The sequence below is a fragment of the Candidatus Binatia bacterium genome (assembly GCA_036382395.1).
Taxonomy (GTDB): Bacteria; Desulfobacterota; Binatia; order HRBIN30; family HRBIN30; genus JAGDMS01.
On sequence record DASVHW010000135.1, the window covers coordinates 1 to 14,333 of the forward strand.

Annotated in this window: 16 protein-coding genes; 11 read left to right on the plus strand and 5 right to left on the minus strand. The window is 64.5% G+C overall.

Annotated elements, in window-relative coordinates:
* Positions 1-741: glycosyltransferase (locus VF515_06405; GenBank protein HEX7407269.1), on the minus strand; the 741-nt coding region annotated here is incomplete at its 3' end.
* Between the two features lie 69 nt (positions 742-810).
* Here VF515_06405 and VF515_06410 point away from each other — a divergent pair.
* The 7 genes from VF515_06410 to VF515_06440 all read left to right on the plus strand — a co-directional run bounded on the left by VF515_06410 (position 811) and on the right by VF515_06440 (position 8,498).
* Complete coding sequence (locus VF515_06410) at positions 811-1,890, plus strand: glycosyltransferase family 9 protein (GenBank protein HEX7407270.1); 1,080 nt, start codon at positions 811-813, stop codon at positions 1,888-1,890.
* A 20-nt stretch (positions 1,891-1,910) separates the two neighbouring features.
* Positions 1,911-3,041, plus strand: a complete 1,131-nt coding sequence (locus VF515_06415; GenBank protein ID HEX7407271.1) for a DegT/DnrJ/EryC1/StrS family aminotransferase — start codon at positions 1,911-1,913, stop codon at positions 3,039-3,041.
* A complete protein-coding gene (gene rfaE1 / locus VF515_06420) occupies positions 3,038-4,069 on the plus strand; it encodes a D-glycero-beta-D-manno-heptose-7-phosphate kinase (protein HEX7407272.1) in 1,032 nt (343 codons plus the stop codon). Before VF515_06415 ends, rfaE1 begins: the two co-directional genes overlap by 4 nt.
* Positions 4,066-4,941 carry a YicC/YloC family endoribonuclease gene (locus tag VF515_06425; GenBank protein ID HEX7407273.1) on the plus strand — a complete coding sequence of 292 codons (876 nt, stop codon included), beginning with the start codon at positions 4,066-4,068 and terminating at the stop codon, positions 4,939-4,941. The genes rfaE1 and VF515_06425 overlap by 4 nt, the downstream gene beginning before the upstream one ends.
* 135 nt (positions 4,942-5,076) lie before the next feature.
* Positions 5,077-5,637 (plus strand): AAA family ATPase, encoded by a 561-nt coding sequence (locus VF515_06430; GenBank protein ID HEX7407274.1) that lies wholly within the window; start codon positions 5,077-5,079, stop codon positions 5,635-5,637.
* Positions 5,634-7,781: a bifunctional (p)ppGpp synthetase/guanosine-3',5'-bis(diphosphate) 3'-pyrophosphohydrolase gene (locus VF515_06435; GenBank protein ID HEX7407275.1), complete on the plus strand. Its 2,148-nt coding sequence runs from the start codon at positions 5,634-5,636 to the stop codon at positions 7,779-7,781. Before VF515_06430 ends, VF515_06435 begins: the two co-directional genes overlap by 4 nt.
* A gap of 330 nt (positions 7,782-8,111) precedes the next feature.
* Positions 8,112-8,498, plus strand: a complete 387-nt coding sequence (locus VF515_06440) for a RidA family protein (protein ID HEX7407276.1) — start codon at positions 8,112-8,114, stop codon at positions 8,496-8,498.
* A gap of 22 nt (positions 8,499-8,520) precedes the next feature.
* Here the strand turns inward: VF515_06440 and rpmB are convergent, their stop codons facing one another.
* The gene (gene rpmB, locus VF515_06445; protein HEX7407277.1) at positions 8,521-8,727 is read right to left on the minus strand and encodes a 50S ribosomal protein L28; all 207 of its coding nucleotides are present in this window, start codon (positions 8,725-8,727) and stop codon (positions 8,521-8,523) included.
* 53 nt (positions 8,728-8,780) lie between these two features.
* Here rpmB and VF515_06450 point away from each other — a divergent pair, with 53 nt between their 5' ends.
* Positions 8,781-9,404 (plus strand): SCP2 sterol-binding domain-containing protein, encoded by a 624-nt coding sequence (locus tag VF515_06450; GenBank protein HEX7407278.1) that lies wholly within the window; start codon positions 8,781-8,783, stop codon positions 9,402-9,404.
* A gap of 51 nt (positions 9,405-9,455) precedes the next feature.
* Here VF515_06450 and rpsT read toward each other — a convergent pair whose 3' ends face one another.
* Positions 9,456-9,728, minus strand: a complete 273-nt coding sequence (gene rpsT, locus VF515_06455) for a 30S ribosomal protein S20 (GenBank protein HEX7407279.1) — start codon at positions 9,726-9,728, stop codon at positions 9,456-9,458.
* Positions 9,729-9,890: 162 nt separating this feature from the next.
* Between rpsT and murJ the strand changes: the two genes are divergently transcribed.
* Positions 9,891-11,537, plus strand: a complete 1,647-nt coding sequence (gene murJ, locus VF515_06460) for a murein biosynthesis integral membrane protein MurJ (protein HEX7407280.1) — start codon at positions 9,891-9,893, stop codon at positions 11,535-11,537.
* Positions 11,538-11,619: 82 nt separating this feature from the next.
* On the opposite strand, the gene mazG is transcribed toward murJ, so the two are convergent.
* On the minus strand, positions 11,620-12,402 hold the full coding sequence (mazG, locus tag VF515_06465; protein ID HEX7407281.1) for a nucleoside triphosphate pyrophosphohydrolase: 783 nt from the start codon (positions 12,400-12,402) through the stop codon (positions 11,620-11,622).
* Positions 12,403-12,629: 227 nt separating this feature from the next.
* Here mazG and grxC point away from each other — a divergent pair, with 227 nt between their 5' ends.
* Positions 12,630-12,884 (plus strand): glutaredoxin 3, encoded by a 255-nt coding sequence (gene grxC / locus VF515_06470; GenBank protein HEX7407282.1) that lies wholly within the window; start codon positions 12,630-12,632, stop codon positions 12,882-12,884.
* Positions 12,885-13,234: 350 nt separating this feature from the next.
* Here the strand turns inward: grxC and VF515_06475 are convergent, their stop codons facing one another.
* Positions 13,235-13,474 carry a hypothetical protein gene (locus VF515_06475; protein HEX7407283.1) on the minus strand — a complete coding sequence of 80 codons (240 nt, stop codon included), beginning with the start codon at positions 13,472-13,474 and terminating at the stop codon, positions 13,235-13,237.
* A 571-nt stretch (positions 13,475-14,045) separates the two neighbouring features.
* On the opposite strand from VF515_06475, the gene VF515_06480 reads away from it, so the two are divergent.
* Positions 14,046-14,318: an HNH endonuclease gene (locus VF515_06480; GenBank protein ID HEX7407284.1), complete on the plus strand. Its 273-nt coding sequence runs from the start codon at positions 14,046-14,048 to the stop codon at positions 14,316-14,318.
* Positions 14,319-14,333 lie beyond the last annotated feature (15 nt).

Consider the following 14,333-nt stretch of genomic DNA (forward strand, 5'->3'; position numbering starts at 1 on the left):
GGCTGCGATGCGCCCCTGCATCACGGCTGGATGGGTGTCAGTGAACGCCGCCCGGCCATGCAGCCTGCCGAAATCGAAATCGGAACCGGTGTCGGGATAGCTGGCATCGGCCGCCGCCTGACCGTGGTGGAGCGCCACAAAGGCCTGCGTCTTGCGCATCATGTGGCGGGGCGGTCGTACCCAACCATAATGGAAGATGCGACCTCCAGAGCGGACCACGTGCAGCTTCTCGGCCCCGCGCCGAAAGCCTTGCGCGCCCTTCCACGACCGTATCCCGATGCCGGTGCGGACCACGCGGATTTCCTTCGCGTACCAGCCGTGCGAGGTCATGTAATGCTCGTAGTCGCCGAAGAAGTGCAGGTAGTCGAACAGCATGCCTTCGATGCGGCGATCAGCCAGGCCGCTTCGCATCCGGTCGACGAGCGGTTGCAGGTCGTCTTCATGGACGACCTCGTCGGCCTGCACGTAGAAGGCCCAGTCGCCCGTGCACGCATCCAGCGCGATGTTGGTCTGGTGCGCGTAGATGGCACCGGCGACGAAGAGACTCGTGTCCCAGACGGTTTCGATGATCTTGATCTTCGGGTCCTTGATGCTCCGCAGCAGCGCGGTGGTGCCATCGGTGGAATCGCCCGCGACCACGATGAACTCGTCGCAAATGGGCAGGATCGAGGTGATCGACTCGACCATCGGATAGTAGAGGTCGAGGGCATTGCGTACGAAGGTAAAGCCGCTGATCCGCATTGCCGCCCGAATCTAAACGATCTGGGGAGGTGGATCAATCGTGCCGGGCGCGCTATCCACTGATTGCAGATGACCACGCCGCCGCAGCACGTCCTCGTGGTCCGCACCGACCACCTCGGCGATATGTTGCTCACCTTGCCTGCGGTGCATGCACTCAAGGTGGCGTACCCTGCGTGCCGCGTCACCGTACTTGCGTCCGCAGCAAACGCGGAGGCCGCACGGCATCATCCTGACGTCGACCAAGTGGAGATCGATCCGCTTGAAGCCAAGGGCTCCGGGTTGCGCGGCGTGCGCCGCCTCGCCCAACAGATCCGTCGCCTCGGATGTGACGCCGCAGTACTGGTGCACCCGACACCGCGATTGGCGCTGGCCGTCTATCTTGCCGGCGTTTCTGTTCGTGTCGGCACGGCCTATCGCGCCTACTCGTTCCTGTTCAACCGACGCGTACGTGAGCATCGGAGACGACCGCCATGGAAACACGAAGCGATCTACAACCTCAACCTGTTTCGTTCCCTCGGAGTCACACAGGCGGGAGTATCCGGCATGGCGTGGCGAGTCGACTCGGCGGATGCCGCGCACGTCGAACGCCTGTTGCAGCTTGCCGATGTCCACAACACGAGGTTGGTGGTGATCCATCCCGGGAACGCCGGTTCGGCCCTGAACTGGTCGCCGGCGCAGTACGGCGAGTTGGGGAAGCGTTTACAGGCATGTGACGTGCAGGTGGTGATTACCGGAGGTGCGCAGGAGGTGGGGCTGACGGCGCAAGTGGCACGCATCATTGGACCGGGTGCGGTCGACCTCGGCGGGAAACTGGCGCTTCCGCAACTGGCGGCGTTGCTCAGGCGTTGCGCGCTCTACGTTGGTAGCGCGACCGGCCCCACGCATCTGGCGGCCGCCGTCGGCGTCCCGGTGGTGGCGCTCTACTCACCCCTCCGCTCGAGCGTACCGGCGCGGTGGGCGCCGGTCGGCGCGCGCGTCGAGGTGTTGCAGCCTGCGGTCGACCTGGTGTGCCCGAAGTGTCTCGGCCCGCGCTGCCCCTACTACCACTGCATGCAGAGGCATCTCAGCGTCGACGATGTGGAGCGGGCTGCGCGGCGGGCGCTTGAGACAGGGGTTGGAGGCAGTCTGCAGGGCGGCGCCGGCCGTTGACGTTTCCGGAGCCCTCCGATATGCCCGCCCTGATGCGCGTCCCGGCTGCAAACCTGCGCGCGCAGCACGACGCTTTGCGCGCCGAGCTGCGCGCCGCCTTCGATCGGGTTGTCGACGCGTCGGCGTTCATCCACGGAGCCGAGGTGGAAGCGTTCGAGCACGAGTTCGCCGCCGTGTGCGAAGTCCCGCACGCCGTCGGCGTCTCGAATGGCACCGAAGCGCTGGCCCTGGCCCTGCGCGCCCTCGCCGTCGGCCAGGGCGATTTCGTCGCCTTGCCGGCATTCACGTTCGCGGCGACCGCGGAGGCCGTCTATCATGTCGGTGCCCGGCCCGTGCTGGTCGATATCGATCCGGCGACTTTCACGCTTGATACGGAGGCGTTACGTCGTACCCTGCAGGCGCGTTCGGTTCGCGCCATTATCCCCGTACACTTGTATGGGCAGCCAGCCGCCATGGATGAGATTACGGCACTAGCGCAGGAGTGCGGCGCTGCCGTGGTCGAGGACGCGGCGCAGGCGCATGGCGCGCGTTACCGCGGGCGACGGGTCGGGGGGCTGGGCCGGCTGGGGTGTTTCAGTTTCTATCCGAGCAAGAACCTCGGGGCACTCGGGGACGCTGGCGCCGTTACCACGCACGATGCGGAGCTGGCGGCACGGCTGAGGCTACTGCGCGATCACGGTCAGACGAAAAAATATGTGCACAGCATCGTGGGCTTCAATGCGCGCCTGGACGGCTTGCAGGCAGCCCTGTTGCGGGTGAAGCTGCCCCATCTCGATCAGTGGAACGCGCGGCGGCAAGCGTTGGCCGCCGCCTACCGCCGCGGCTTGGCCGGCCTGCCGGGGATCACCCTCCCGGAAACTGCGGCGGGCCGCGAGCACGTCTATCACCTGTTCGTCGTGCGCTGCGGCGAGCGCGACGCCCTGCACGAACACCTCGACCACTGCGGGATCGCTACCGCTGTGCATTACGCCGTTCCCCTTCATCTGCAGCCGGCCTTCGCCTCATTGGGATATCGCGCCGGTGACTTTCCGGCGTCCGAAGCTGCGGCCCACGAGGTGCTGGCGCTGCCGCTGTACCCGGAGCTGACGGAAAAGGCGCTGACGTGGGTTTGTGACACGATACGGAGCTGGACTGAGGGACGACGATCGTGACCGGCACGCACGATCATGCGACGCCCGGCCGAACCCACCCGCAGCGGCGGCTCGGCACACTCATTCGACGCTTCGCCAAAGTCCGCTTGCTCGTGGTGGGCGATCTCATGCTCGACCAGTTCATTTGGGGACGCGTCGACCGCATCTCACCGGAGGCGCCCGTGCCGGTGGTCCAGGTGACGCGCGAGACGTTTCATCTGGGCGGCGCGGCCAACGTCGTACACAACATCCAAGCGCTGGGCGGACAGGCGACGGCATGCGGCATCATCGGCCGCGACACCGCCGGCCGCCGGCTTGCGGGGGAACTCAAGCGCATCGGCGCGGGCACCGCCGGCGTGATTACCTCTCGGAGCGCGATCACAGTGCGCAAGACGCGCATCATCGCCCACAACCAGCAGGTGGTTCGCTTCGACCGCGAGCAGCATGTCCACCCCGGCCACGCGGCCGCGGCACTTGCCCGGTTTCTGCAACGCCACGTGTGGGATTTCGATGCCGTGGTACTGTCCGACTACGGCAAGGGCGTAATCACCAGCGAGCTGCTGGCGACCCTGCGGGCGGCACGGGAGCGGCGCACGTTCCGCTTGATTGTCGATCCCAAGAAGCCAAACTTCCCGCACTACGCCGGTCTCACCCTCGCGACCCCGAATCTCCTCGAGGCGTCGGAGGCCGCCGGCGTCGAGATCCGAGATGACGCCAGCCTCGCGGCCGCCGGTCAGCGGTTGCTGGAAAAGTGGCAGGCCGAGGCCATCCTCATCACCCGTGGCGAGCACGGCATGACGTTATTCACGCGGGACGCGGCGGCCCGGCACTTCCCGACGGCGGCCCGTCAGGTGTTCGACGTGACCGGCGCGGGTGACACCGTGGTCGCGGCGTGCGCACTGGCGTTGGCGGCCGGCGCAGACCTGAATGAGGCGGCTCTGCTGGCGAACCATGCCGCCGGGGTCGTCATCGGAAAACTCGGCACGGCGACGCTGAGCGCGGCGGAACTCCGGCGCGCCCTGCTGGCGGATGGAGTGGGTGAATCATGAAAAGCATGACCGGATTCGGCCAGGGGGCATGGCAGGGCGACGGCTGCAAGATCAGCGTCGAGATTCGCAGCGTCAATCAGCGCTTTCTCGAAACGCGCTTCAACATGCCGCGCGAGTACATGCCATCAGAGGCGGAGCTGCGGCAGCTGGTGCAAGCGGCGGTAGCGCGCGGCAAAGTCGACGTGAACATCAGCCGTTCGGGAACCGCGGCCGGCGACTTTGCGGTCGAGGTCAACACGCCCCTGGCACGTGCGTACGTCGATGCCTGGCGGCAGATGCAGGTGGCGCTCGGCCTCGGCGGCGAGGTCGATCTGCAGTTTCTTCTGGCGCGTCCCGATCTCGTGCGCATCGTCGAACGGCGCGGCGAGTCCACCAACGAGTTGCCGCGCCTCCGTCAGGCCGTGCAGCAGGCCCTGCACGCCTTCGACCATGAGCGCGAGCGCGAAGGACGGGCGCTGGCGCGCGACATGCGACAGCGGGTACAGCGATTGCGCAAGCTGGCTCGCCGGATGCGCGCCCGGATTTCGGCCGCGGCTCCGGAGGCCGCCAAGCGCCTGCGGCAGCGGGTGCAGGCGCTGCTGGAGGGCGCGACGGTCGACGCAGAACGCCTGGCGCAGGAGCTCGCCTTCGTGCTCAGCCGGGGCGACATTACCGAAGAGCTGGTGCGCTTGGAGACCCACCTCAGCGCCTTACAGACACTGTGCAGCAGCGACGAGCCGGTCGGGAAGCGCATGGATTTCTTGCTGCAGGAGATCCACCGCGAGGTGAATACCATCGCCTCGAAGAGCAACGACCTCGGGCTCACCGATCTCAGCCTCGAAGCCCGCGGCGAAATCGAGAAGCTGCGCGAGCAGGTACAGAATGTGGAGTGAAGCTGGCGGAGGACGGCTTATGGCTTATGGCATATCGCTTATGGTCCAAATCTCTTCCGAACCATAGGCCATCAGCCATAAGCCGTCCTGCGCCACGCGCGTGATTTGTCAGCCCGATCTCGCTAGAATCCTATCGTGTTGATCACCATTTCCGGCCTTCCAGGTAGCGGTAAGACCACAGTGGCTCGGCTGCTGAGCCAACACCTCCGTGTGCCGCACGTCTATGCCGGCGACCTGTATCGTCGCGAAGCTGAGGACCGCGCGCTGTCCCTCGAGGAGTTCAACCGGCTGGCCGAACAGGATCACTCCATCGATCGGGTGCTCGACGCCAAGATGGCCGAGTATGCACGCCGGGGCGAGGTGATTCTCGAGGGTCGTTTGGCAGGATTCATTTCCCTGCAAGAAGGGATCGATGCGCTCAAAGTGTGGCTGACCGCCAGTGACGAAGTGCGGGCCCGCCGCGTGGCCCAGCGCGAAGCGCGGGACTGGCACGAGGTGGTGCGATTGAACGGGGCGCGTCAGAACTCCGACGCCAAGCGCTACAAGGAAATCTACGGTTTTGATTTGAACGATACCTCGATTTACGACGTGGTGTTGAACAGCGACGATCAAAACCCGGAGCAGCTGGCCGATAGGATTCTGGCGTGCGTGGCCGAACGCTTTGGCCGCGGCAAGGTGCCGAGGGTGAGCCGATGAACTTGAACGGCTTGATCGAACGCGTGCGGGGCTACGACAGCAGCGCCGACATCGATCTCATCCGCCGTGCCTACGACTTCTCGGCCGCCGTGCACAAGGGCCAGAAGCGTTTGTCGGGTGAGCCCTACCTGACCCACCCGGTCGAGGTCGCCGGCGTCATCACCGATCTCAAGCTCGACGTGGCCAGCATCGTCACCGGGCTGCTGCACGACACCGTGGAAGATACGCTGGCGACGTTGCCCGAGATCGAGGAGAAGTTCGGTGCGGACATCGCGGCGCTCGTGGATGGGGTCACCAAGATCAGCCAGATCAGCTTCAGCAGCCGTGAGGAAAAGCAGGCGGAGAATTTCCGCAAGATGATCCTGGCGATGGCGCGCGACATTCGGGTCATCCTGATCAAGCTGGCGGACCGCACCCACAACATGCGCACCCTCAACCACCTGCCGCCCGAACGCCAGCTGGAGATCGCCCAGGAGACCCTCGATATCTACGCGCCGCTGGCGCACCGCCTCGGCATTTACTGGATGAAGAGCGAGTTGGAAGACAACTCGCTGCGCTACCTGCGTCCCGAGGTGTACTACCAGCTCAAGCGCAATGTGGCCAAGAAGAAGGCGGAGCGCGAGCATTACATCCAGGAGGTCATCTCCATCCTCTCGAAACGCCTGGAGGCAAACGGCATCGAGGCGGAGGTTACCGGCCGCCCCAAGCACTTCTACTCCATCTACCAGAAGATGCAGGCGCAGAACCTGCTGTACGACCAGATCTACGACCTGGTGGCCTTCCGCATTGTCGTCGACACGGTGCAGGAGTGCTACGCGGCCTTGGGGGTGGTGCACGCCGAGTGGAAGCCGATTACGTCGCGCTTCAAGGACTACATCGCGCTGCCCAAGTTCAACATGTACCAGTCCCTGCACACCACCGTCATCGGTCCCTACGGCGAACGCATGGAAGTGCAGATCCGCACGCACACCATGCACCGCGTCGCCGAAATGGGCATCGCGGCGCACTGGCGCTACAAGGGCGGCAGGCAAGTGGCCGAAGAAGATGCGCAGCGGTTCACCTGGCTGCGGGAGCTGCTCGAGTGGCAACAGAATGTCCAGGACCCGCAGGAGTTCATGCGCTCGGTCAAGGAGGACCTGTTCAGCGACGAGGTCTTCGTCTTCACACCCAAGGGCGACCTGCTCAGTTTCCCGGAAGGCTCCACGGTCATCGACTTCGCCTATCGGATTCACTCGGAAGTGGGTCAGCACTGCGCCGGGGCGCGCGTCAACGGCCGACTGGTCCCGTTCCGCTACGCCTTGCGCAGCGGGGATACGGTGGAGATCATCACCACGACCAGCCAGACGCCGAGCAAGGACTGGCTCAATTTCGCCAAGACCAGCCGCGCCAAGGCCAAGATTCGCAACTGGATCAAGCACCAGCAACGCACGCGCAGCGTGGCGGTCGGGCGCGAGATTCTCGAGCGCGACCTGAGCCGCTACCGCCTCGATCTCGGCAAGTTGCGGAAGGACGGCCGGCTGGCCCGGCTGATCAGCGACATGTCGGAGCGCGATGAAGAGACGCTGCTCGCCAGCCTCGGGTACGGCAAAATCACCTCGCATCAGGTGCTGGCCAAGCTGCTGCCGCCGGAATCCCTGCAGCAGCGGCCGGCGCCGGAAGAAAGCACCCTCAAGCGCCTGTTTCGCAAGATGGCGGGCCAGAATAAGGCCGGGGTGCGGGTCAGCGGTGTGGAGGACATGTTGGTGCGCTTCGGCAAATGCTGCGATCCGTTGCCGGGCGAACGCATCCTCGGCTTCATCACGCGCGGACGCGGCGTCACCGTGCATTCGGTCGACTGCCCACGCGTGCTGGAAAGCGATCCCCAGCGGCGCATCGAAGTCGTGTGGGAAGACGGCGCAGCCGGGCCGCGGCCGGTGACGGTCGAGGTGATGTGCATCGACGAGCCGGGCCTGCTGGCCGCCATGAGCAAGGCCATCAGCGCCGCCGGGGTGAACATCAGCCGCGCCCACGTGCGCAGCGTGGCCGACAAGAAGGCGGTCAATACTTTCGAGGTGGTGGTGAGCAGCGCGGATCAGCTGAACCGCGTCATCCGCTCCATCGGCAAGGTGCGCGGCGTCATGAAGGTGGCACGGGCAAGGGGATAGCCGTCAGCGATCAGCGGTCAGCTTGAAGGGATGAGGATTTTATGGACATCTTCCGCGCTGAAGGCTGAGAGTCTGTGAGGAAATTGGTACGAAGGCAAATGAGATTTCGTCAGCACACTCTGTGTGAGCGGCCGAAGGTCGCCCATGGTGGTATAGGCTTCCAGCCTGTACCAGTGAACGTGCGGCCGAACGGCCGCCGGGTTCGTACAGGCTGGAAGCCTATACCACCGGCATTGCGCCTCTTTGGCGCAACCCAAGGCAGAATCGCCGTGGTCGCGGACCACGCATTTCCTCACAGCCTCTGAGTGCTGATCGCTGAAAGCTGACGTCATGAAAAACGCGATTGCAACCGACAAGGCACCGCAGGCTATCGGCCCCTACTCACAGGCGGTGCGGGTGGGGCCGTGGGTGTTTCTCTCGGGGCAGATCGGCCTCGATCCTGCCCGCGGCGAGCTGGTGCCGGGCGGGGTAGTCGCCGAGGTGACGCAGGTGTTGGAGAACCTGCGTGCGGTACTGGCCGCCGCAGGCACATCACTGGACGCTGTCGTCCGGACGACGATTTACCTCGTCGATCTCGCGGATTTCAGCCGCGTCAACGAGGTGTACGCAGGGGTCTTCGCCGCCCCGTTCCCGGCCCGTGCAACGGTCGGGGTTGCGGCCTTGCCGCGCGGCGCCCGGGTCGAGATCGATGCGATTGCGGTGCTGGCTGCAAGCTGAATGCTGACAGCCGAGAGCTGCCTTACGCGGCGCGCCGTTGAGCGGCCTTGATCACTTTGCCGGAACGGATGCAGCGTGTGCAGGCCAGAATGGCCCGCACGGTGCCATTGACATTGGCACGCACCCGCTGCAGGTTTGGGCGCCACGTCCGCTTGCTGCGGTTGTTCGCGTGGCTAACGCTGTTGCCGACGGAAGGGTGTTTGCCGCAAATATTACACTCTCTTGCCATGATTCATCCTCACGCAGGAGTCGCTAGCACACGACGGGAGGCGCTGCAACGTGATGGCTGATATGCCGATCCAGAATACGCCGCCGCTTGACGGCTATCTGCGCGAGCAACTCGCGCCCCGTTTCCGCGCTTTGGTCACGGCGACCGCGGAGAAAGTGGCGATGGCGCAGCACGAACTCGATGAGTTGCGGGCAGCCACCGGTACCATGCTCTGGGAGGTGACCGGGCCGTCGCTGCCGGTGTCGTGCTACGTCAACATTGCCGGCGGCGAGATGAAGGTGGAGGACCACCCGCTCGCCGAGCCGTTCATGACCGTTTCGCAATCCGAGGCAGACTGGGCCAGGTTCACTGCCGGCGTGGCCCAGACCAGCTTCCTGTCCGGCCAGAGCCGGCGTCCGTTCGGCCGTTCACGCATCGACCGCATGCGCAGCGTCAAGGGCGCCCTCCGTTTCGTCTTGACCGGGTTGCCCGACGGTGGCACGTGGACCTTTACGCTGTATTTCGGTTCCGGTCCCCGGCCCACCGAGCCGCAGGCCACAGTCACCGTACCGGCCGATCTCGTTCCCCAGATTCAATCCGGCCAGCTCGACCCACAGCTCGCCTTCATGCAGGGGCAGGTGAAGGTGAGCGGCGATATCGGACTGGTGATGCAGTTTGGCATGGCGCTCTTTCTGTGATCCAGAAAGAACCCCGAAGCCTGAAGCGGAAGGATGATCGGAGTGCGGCGGTTACGACGCCCGCAAGGCGGCAACCTGATGGCTCAGCCGGGAAATGTACCGCGCCGCGCTGTTACGGTGGAGCACCCCCTTGGTCACTGCCTTCTGCACCGTCGTCATGACGGAACGCAGCTTGGTCTCGGCCGTGGCCAGGTCTTTGCCGGCTATGAGCTCACGCAGGTCCCGTACGGCGTGACGCACATGCGTTTGGATGACCTGATTACGGGCGTGATGCTTCACGCTCTGACGGTGTCGTTTGATGGCAGATTTGTGACGTTGGGCCAACGGCGTTCTCCTCGCTGCAGTTGCTAGTCGGTAGTCGGTTAGCATACGTCCGCTGGAGGGTCAATTCGCGGGAGGGTCGCGGGAGGGTCGGGAGAGTCGATGGTTGATAATCGATAGTGCGGAGCTCACTCGACCTTTTGACTATCAACTTGCACCAATCGCATGACTGAAAACCGCCGCATCGCCCGCGCCGCTGGATTGGTGGGCTTTTTTACGCTGATCAGCCGCATCGGTGGCCTCGTGCGCGATGCCGTCATCGGGTACTCCTTCGGCACCGGTGTCGCCGCCGATGCCTTCTTCGTGGCCTTCCGGATACCGAATTTGTTGCGCCGCTTGGTCGCCGAAGGCGCGATGAGCGTGGCCTTCGTTCCGGTCTTCACCGACTACCTCACCAACCGCTCGCGTGAGGCGGCGGTTGAGGCCGCGGCGGCTCTGGCGACGCTCATGGCCGTTGTCCTCCTCGTGCTCACCCTGATTGGCGTGGCGTTCGCGCCGGTGTGGACATCGCTTTTCGCGCCCGGATTTGCCGGCGAACCCGGGAAGCTCGCGCTGACGGTCACGCTCACGCGGTGGGTGTTTCCGTACATCTTTCTGGTCGGTCTGGTGGCCTTGGCCTCGGGCATCCTCAATTCCCTTCGCCATTTTGCCGCGCCGGCGATGGCGCCCATTTTCCTGAACCTGTCGATCATCGCCGCGGCCCTCCTCGTGTGCCCGCGATTGAGGGTGCCGGTCCACGGGCTCGCCTACGGGGTGTTGGTCGGCGGTGTCCTGCAACTGCTCCTCCAGATTCCGCCGCTGCTGCGCCACGGGGTGCGGATCATGCCGCGGTGGCAGCCCGGGCACGAAGCGGTGCGGCGCGCACTCCGGTTGATGGCTCCTATGGTGTTTGGCGCCGCGGTGTACCAGATCAACCTGATGATTGGCACCATGCTCGCATCGGTCCTGCCGAGCGGCAGTGTGTCGTATCTCTGGTACGCCGATCGCGTCTTCGAGTTCCCGCTCGGCATCTTTGCGGTGGCGCTGGGAACAGCGGCGCTCCCCAGCTTCTCGGCGCAAGCGGCACGTGGCGCGTACGCTGAACTGCGGCACAGCATGTCCTTCTCCATTCGCATCACCAACGTCATCGTTGTGCCCGCGACCGTGGGCATGCTGGCGCTGGCGACACCGATCGTGTCCGTGCTGTTCCAGCGCGGCGCGTTTGGCGCGGAAGAAGTCGCGCTGACCACGCAGGCGCTTTACGCCTTTGCTGTCGGGCTGTGGCCCGTGTCTATGGTGCGCCTGGTGGTTCCGGCCTTCTATGCCATGGAGGACACGCGCACCCCGGTGATCGCGGCTGCCTGGGCATTCGTTGCCAACTGTGGCTTCAGTCTGCTGCTGATGGGGCCGGTGCGGGCCACAGGGGAATCCCGGCTCGCGGATACCATCGCGGCCGTCAGTCAGGTGGCGTCTGTTGTCGACCTGCGCCACGCTGGCCTGGCGTTGGCCACGTCGCTTGCGGCAACCGTGAATCTGCTCCTGCTCGGTTTGGCGTTACGGCGACGCCTCGGTGCGTTGGGCGGGTCCGAGATCCTGCTCTCGTTCTTGCGGAGCTTGGCGGCGTCGCTCGCGATGATTCCCGCTGTGCGTTACGTCGCCGGCCTGACGGACTGGTCGCAGCGTGGGGCCATCCTGGTGCATGCCGGTGTGCTGGCGCTGGCTCTGGTTGTCGGTATCGCCGTGTTCGCGTGCGTGGCGATCGCGCTGGGTGGGGATGATGTGCGGACGCTGACGCGATTGCTGCGCCAGCGCTTCGTGCGTCCGGCGCTTTAGTCGGCGCGCCGCCATCCAACGCGTGTCCTGAGCGGAGTCGAAGAGGGTGCGGTCCCGCTGAAGAGACGCTGGGCGCAGCCCCTTAGACTTTGCCTTTCGCCTCTTCCCAGAGGGTATTCATCTCCTCCGCCGAGGTATCGTGAACGTCCTGGTGTCGTTCGGCGAGGCGCTCCTCGATATAGCGAAAGCGGCGGATGAAGCGATCGTTGGCGCGGTGGAGGGCATCTTCCGCATGGATGCCGAGATGGCGCCCCAAGGAGGTCAGGGCGAACAAGAGGTCGCCGAGTTCCGCTTCCACCTCGGATGGATCGCCCAGCTGCAGTGCCGCTTCCAACTCGGCGAACTCCTCTCGCGCCTTGTCGAGGACCTCGCTGGCGCGTTCCCAATCGAAGCCGACGCCGGAAGCCTTTTCGCTCAGGCGGTGCGAGCGCAGCAGGGCGGGAAGGGCACGCGGTACCCCCGAGACGGTGGAGTGGTCTTGGCGGCCCCGGCGTTCCTCTGCCTTGATGCGGGCCCAGTTACGCAGCACCTCGTCGGAGTCTTTGACCTCGGCGTTGCCGAAGACGTGGGGGTGGCGGCGAATCATCTTCGCGCTGATTCCGCGAACGACGTCTTCGATGGTGAAGAGGCCCGCCCCGCGCGCCATTTCGGCGTGGAAGACGATCTGCAGCAAGAGGTCTCCCAGCTCGGCCCGCAGCTCGTCGGTGTCGTTCTCCTCGATCGCTTCCGCGACCTCGTAGGCCTCTTCGATCAGGTACGGTTTGATCGACTGGTGTGTTTGCTCGCGATCCCAGGGACATCCACCGGGTCCACGCAGGCGCTCCATGATGCGGACGAGTTCGGCGAAAGCTTCAGCGCTACTCATTGAGTCAATCGCCAGCGGCCTGTGCCGAGTTCTTTTCGGCGAGACAACATGTTGGTGGGCATTCAGGCAACGGCCTAGCCCAGCCTTCCCACCGAGTCAACGCGCGGTCACGCGCGGTCATGCGGCCCCAGCTGATTGCTGACAGCTTACGGCAGCACTCCCTTGCGAGCCGATTGCACGCTCGTTACGTTACTCACAGGTTCGCGAAGGGAGATCGAGAAACCACCATGGCAATGGTCGTGATCTACACGACGCAATACTGTCCCTATTGCACACAAGCCAAGGCCCTCTTGAAGCGCAAGGGTGTGGCGTTTCAAGAAGTTGACGTCGGTAAGGATGCTGCGCTTCGCGACAAGATGATCGAGAAATCCGGCCGCCGCACGGTGCCGCAGATTTTCATCGACGGCGATCCGATCGGCGGCTTCGACGAGCTGCGCGCCCTCGACGAAGAGGGCAAGCTCGACACGCTGTCAGCGGCGTGAGTCAGCATTCCGCTGAGGAGCACGGAGCCGCTCACAACAACGGCGAAGCACACTCCGTGAGTTGTGCTCGTGGTTGGCCATCGCTGGCGCTGCACCACTCGCTCGCTGATTTCCTCTGCTCCGGGAGGACCTGCTCACCGCCGCCCTGAAAAGACGTCTGGTCCGCCACCCGCTTCACCACCGCGACGCACAAGCCAGTCGTGGGCGTGTCCACTATTTTGGACGGCGCGAAGGGCGCGCTGTCCACTGCGGTGGACAGCGACGCTGCGCCGAAACGGCGTCTTCCGGGTTCAGTGCGTGGGTCGCGGCTTGCGGGCGCGCGCCGGTGAACGCGGCACGCTGGCGCGAAATCACGCCAGTTGCTCGGCATGGACCTCCTGCCGCATCGTCGACATGAAATCCGCCATCGACTCGAGGGCTGCGGTCGGCCACGCACCCCCTTTGGCCAGCGCAGAAAGGGCCATCAGCACCGCGCACCGCACAACCGCGTCGGCTTGATCGTCTTCCAGCGCCGCATGCAGAACGGGTCCGCTCGCCTCGATGTCGGCCGTGATCGAGCCCTGACTGTCACACACGAATAGTCTAGCCATCTGCCCCCTCCTAACAGCTCACTGCTCTCTAACTGGGTTCGTTCGAAGCTTCGAACGCTCCCCCGCCTCTCGTGTCCCCCTGAGACTGAACGCAAATCGTGTGCCGAAAAGACTGGAGAGACCGTCAGACCGAAATTGCCGCCGACTCCTGACATCCGGAGTACAGCTTTTGTACGCTGGATACTCAGTATGAGTATGGTCGACTATTGTTGAATCTGTCTGAATATCGGACTTTACCGAGTTTTGGCGCCACGGCGGATGCCCGGAAACTTCTCCGTAGAACTCTTTGTCGCCGACCCGCCTGCTCGAACGTGTCGAAACTTACGGCGGTGCCGGTTTGCGATCGATGACCGGGATGCGCCATCCGACTGGACGGTTGGGTTGGTGGGTGTCTGCCTCCACAGGTCCTCACGAACGGCAGTGCCCATCCCGATCATTTCAACGCGGCAGCCGGCATGGTCGGCAAGAACGTACCCCGGCCCGCATCTTCATCAGCGGGCAGAGCCTGCTGATTTCACACCGGCGGGCGACTCATTGACTCAGTCGAGTAATGGAATGATGATTCGACTCGATGGTTCAATGGATTGCCGTGCTCTCCGACGAGGAGATTAGGCGCGAACGGGAAAAGGCGCGCGAGCTACGCCAGTCGCCGTGGTGGAAGCGGCGACGGGCCATCGGCATCTGCCACTATTGCGGCAAGAAGTTCCCCCCCCGCGAGTTGACGATGGATCACCTGGTGCCGCTCGTCCGTGGCGGTCGCTCAACGAAGGGCAACCTCGTTCCCGCGTGTAAGGAATGCAACACGAAAAAGAAACACCAGCTCGCCTTCGAGTGGGAGCCGTAACAGCAGTCAGCTGTC

Bases quoted from the DNA above. Each gene is read 5' to 3' on its own strand.
- VF515_06435 (HEX7407275.1), top strand. From the start codon at position 5,634: ATGAACTTGAACGGCTTGATCGAACGCGTGCGGGGCTACGACAGCAGC.
- VF515_06450 (HEX7407278.1), top strand. From the start codon at position 8,781: ATGGCTGATATGCCGATCCAGAATACGCCGCCGCTTGACGGCTATCTG.
- grxC (HEX7407282.1), top strand. From the start codon at position 12,630: ATGGCAATGGTCGTGATCTACACGACGCAATACTGTCCCTATTGCACA.
- mazG (HEX7407281.1), bottom strand. From the start codon at position 12,402: ATGAGTAGCGCTGAAGCTTTCGCCGAACTCGTCCGCATCATGGAGCGC.
- rpmB (HEX7407277.1), bottom strand. From the start codon at position 8,727: ATGGCAAGAGAGTGTAATATTTGCGGCAAACACCCTTCCGTCGGCAAC.
- VF515_06480 (HEX7407284.1), top strand. From the start codon at position 14,046: ATGGTTCAATGGATTGCCGTGCTCTCCGACGAGGAGATTAGGCGCGAA.
- VF515_06475 (HEX7407283.1), bottom strand. From the start codon at position 13,474: ATGGCTAGACTATTCGTGTGTGACAGTCAGGGCTCGATCACGGCCGAC.
- murJ (HEX7407280.1), top strand. From the start codon at position 9,891: ATGACTGAAAACCGCCGCATCGCCCGCGCCGCTGGATTGGTGGGCTTT.
- VF515_06425 (HEX7407273.1), top strand. From the start codon at position 4,066: ATGAAAAGCATGACCGGATTCGGCCAGGGGGCATGGCAGGGCGACGGC.
- VF515_06440 (HEX7407276.1), top strand. From the start codon at position 8,112: ATGAAAAACGCGATTGCAACCGACAAGGCACCGCAGGCTATCGGCCCC.
- VF515_06410 (HEX7407270.1), top strand. From the start codon at position 811: ATGACCACGCCGCCGCAGCACGTCCTCGTGGTCCGCACCGACCACCTC.
- VF515_06415 (HEX7407271.1), top strand. From the start codon at position 1,911: ATGCCCGCCCTGATGCGCGTCCCGGCTGCAAACCTGCGCGCGCAGCAC.